Genomic DNA, 2,337 nt, shown 5'->3' with positions numbered 1-2,337 from the left:
GGACGCTCCGCGTCCCAAAGCGGACGCAGAGCGTCCATTGAGGCATTCCTACGCGGAGCGTAGGAACGATCAGTCGATCAGCGTTGCCCGACGGGCTTATTTACCGAGCTTCACCCGCGTCCAGCCACGGGTCATGATCCGCTGCGTGGCAATCGGCTGATCCGGCACCGCATACAACGTCGCCATCACCGCTTGCGAAGGATACGAGCCCGGTTCGTTGCGGATTGCTTCGTCCACCAGTGGCGTGGCTGCTGCGTTGGCGTTGCTGTAGCCGATGCTGTTGGTGACTTCGGCAATGATGTCCGGGCGCATCAGGAAGTCCATGAACAGGTAGGCGTTGTCGACGTTCGCCGCATCACGGGGGATGGCGACCATGTCGTAGAAACTGCCGGCGCCTTCCTTGGGAATGCTGTAGTCGATCACCACCTTGTTGCCCGATTCCACCGCACGGGCCTTGGCCTGCAGGACGTCGCCGGAGTAACCGACCGCTACGCAGATGTTGCCGTTGGCCAGATCGGAGATGTACTTCGAGGAGTGGAAGTACGCCACGTACGGGCGGATTTTCATGAACAGCGCTTCGGCTTCGGCGATGTGCGCCTTGTCCTTGTCGTTCACCGGATAGCCCAGATAGTGCAGGGCGGCCGGGAGCATTTCGGTCGGCGAATCGAGGAAACTGATGCCGCAGGCTTTGAGCTTTTCCGCGTTCTCCGGTTTGAACAGTAAGTCCCAGGAGTTGGTCGGGGCATTGGCGCCGAGTACTTCCTTGACCTTCGCCGGGTTGAAACCGATGCCGATCGAGCCCCACATGTACGGGAACGCGTGCGCGTTGTCCGGATCACTGGCGGCGGCGTTTTTCAGCAGCACCGGGTTGAGATTCTTCCAGTTCGGCAGCTTCGACTTGTCCAGCGGCTGGTAGACACCGGCCTTGATCTGCTTGGCCAGAAAACTGTTCGACGGCACGACGATGTCGTAGCCGGATTTGCCCGCGAGCAGGCGCGCTTCCAGGGTTTCGTTGCTGTCGAAGACGTCGTAGGTCACGCGAATGCCGGTCTCGTCTTCGAACTTTTTCACGGTGTCCGGCGCGATGTAATCGGACCAGTTGTAAACACGCAGCACCTTGTCGTTGGCCTGGGCGCCCATGACCATTGCGCCCATTAAGGACAGTGTCAGCAGAGTCCTGCCAAACATTTTCATCGGTACAACTCCCTTCTTCTTATTCAACAAAACAAAAGCTCGGTGCACTTGAACCTTGTGGCGAGGGGATTTATCCGCGCTCGGCTGCGAAGCAGTCGCAAAACCTGAATACGGAGTCTTCAGGTAGAACTGCAGGGGCCGCTTCGCAGCCCAACGGGGATAAATCCCCTCGCCACAGTTGTTCATCGGTGTTGCTCAGGCAGTTGCCGCTGCCGGCTGTTGCCACGACTCGTTTGCGGTCTGATCCATCGCTTCCTGAATCGCCCGTTTGCGGTTGGCTTCTGCCTTGCGGCCGAAATACCAGACCAGGAAAGTCACCAGCGACACTGCCAGCAGAATCAGGCTGGCCACGGCGTTGATCTCAGGTTTCACGCCCAGACGCACCGCCGAGAACACCTCCATCGGCAGCGTCGTCGAGCCCGGCCCGGAGACAAAACTCGCCAGCACCAGATCATCAAGCGACAAGGCAAACGACATCATCCCGCCGGCGGCCAGCGACGGCGCGATCATTGGAATGGTGATGAGGAAAAACACTTTGAATGGTTTGGCGCCGAGGTCCATCGCCGCTTCTTCGATCGACAGATCCAGCTCGCGAAGGCGCGCGGAGACTACCACCGCCACATAAGCGGCACAAAAGGTGGTGTGGGCGATCCAGATGGTGACGATGCCGCGCTCCTGCGGCCAGCCGATCAGTTGCGCCATCGCCACGAACAGCAGCAACAGCGACAGACCGGTGATCACTTCCGGCATCACCAACGGCGCGGTCACCAGGCCACCAAACAGCGTGCGACCCTTGAAGCGCGTCACCCGCGTCAGGACGAAGGCGGCGAGGGTGCCCAGTGCCACAGCGGCAATCGCGGTGTAGCAGGCGATCTCCAGCGAGCGCAGCACCGAGCCCATCAGTTGCGTGTTGTCGAGCAGGCCGACATACCACTTGATCGACCAGCCGCCCCACACCGTCACCAGTTTCGAGGCGTTGAACGAGTAGATCACCAGAATCAGCATCGGCAGATAAATGAACATCAAGCCGAAGATCAGCATGAACTTGGAAAAGTTGAAGCGTTTCATCCCCGTGCCTCCATCTCTTTGGCCTGGCTGCGGTTGAACAGCAGAATCGGCACAATCAGGATCAACAGCATCACC

The 2,337-nt window shown here is 59.4% G+C and carries 2 protein-coding genes; both read right to left on the bottom strand.

What is annotated here, in order from left to right; genetic code table 11:
• Positions 1 to 96: 96 nt before the first annotated feature.
• Complete coding sequence (locus OQK_RS26935) at positions 97 to 1,194, bottom strand: polyamine ABC transporter substrate-binding protein (protein ID WP_016775183.1); 1,098 nt, start codon at positions 1,192 to 1,194, stop codon at positions 97 to 99.
• A gap of 195 nt (positions 1,195 to 1,389) precedes the next feature.
• Positions 1,390 to 2,262, bottom strand: a complete 873-nt coding sequence (locus tag OQK_RS26930) for an ABC transporter permease subunit (RefSeq protein ID WP_016775182.1) — start codon at positions 2,260 to 2,262, stop codon at positions 1,390 to 1,392.
• Between the last annotated feature and the right edge of the window lie 75 nt (positions 2,263 to 2,337).

Origin of the sequence: Pseudomonas sp. R62 (genome assembly GCF_000257605.1) — a bacterium.
GTDB lineage: Bacteria > Pseudomonadota > Gammaproteobacteria > Pseudomonadales > Pseudomonadaceae > Aquipseudomonas > Aquipseudomonas atacamensis.
The sequence above is the reverse complement of the archived record's forward strand: the minus strand, read 5'-3'. Positions and strand labels throughout refer to the sequence as shown.